General features: G+C 66.8%; 2 protein-coding genes. One reads left to right on the forward strand and one right to left on the reverse strand.

Going from position 1 to position 588, the window contains the following annotated elements:
• Positions 1-363 (reverse strand): hypothetical protein (locus HMPREF3086_RS11145; protein WP_063934944.1); only part of this gene is annotated, 363 nt, incomplete at its 3' end.
• Here HMPREF3086_RS11145 and HMPREF3086_RS19295 point away from each other — a divergent pair.
• The coding region (locus tag HMPREF3086_RS19295) for a hypothetical protein (protein WP_210401865.1) at positions 362-588 on the forward strand (227 nt) is incomplete at its 3' end. The two genes, HMPREF3086_RS11145 and HMPREF3086_RS19295, sit on opposite strands and share 2 nt — an antisense overlap.

The following is a 588-nucleotide window of genomic DNA, read 5'->3' on the forward strand; positions in this document are numbered from 1 at the left end:
GTGGGCATCTCCGTTAGTTCGTCGGGGGTCGGTGATCCAGGCGGTGGGGTCGCCGAGATAGAGGCCGCAGGCGGTGTCGAGGGCTTCTGCGGGAGTGCCTGAGGGCCATCCGTTTGGCAGGGCGGCTTGCTGGTAGTCGTCGTGGCTGGCGCGGTAGATCGCAAAACCCCACTGGCTGGCTGATCCGGCGTAGCGCAGTCGGCAGAGCTTGACTTCGTCCCCGTCGGTCAAGGTGGCATCGATGTAGGCGAATCCGGCCCGGTAGCGGGTGTGCAGGGCCTGGATCTGGGGCCACCGTTCGGCAGCGCGGGCCAGGAGTTTCTGTCGCAGTGAGGTCTGTGTCGAGTCGGGGATCTTGGCCATGGTCTCCATCATCGCCGCCGCCGTTTCTCGCCCTCGACTTTCGGCTTGTTCCGGCGTGGCGGCTTGGCGGGCGCCGCTGGGTGCGTCAGAAATGAACATGCCTCCCACCAGCGCCGTTATCGTCATCCTGTCCGGCAAAGAACGCGACGTGCTGACCCGCCGCGCGCACGCTGCTCGTTGTGCGCACCGCGATGTACTGCGAGCCCGGATCGTCCTGGCGGCCGC

The organism is Dietzia sp. HMSC21D01, from assembly GCF_001815995.1.
GTDB lineage: Bacteria > Actinomycetota > Actinomycetes > Mycobacteriales > Mycobacteriaceae > Dietzia > Dietzia cinnamea.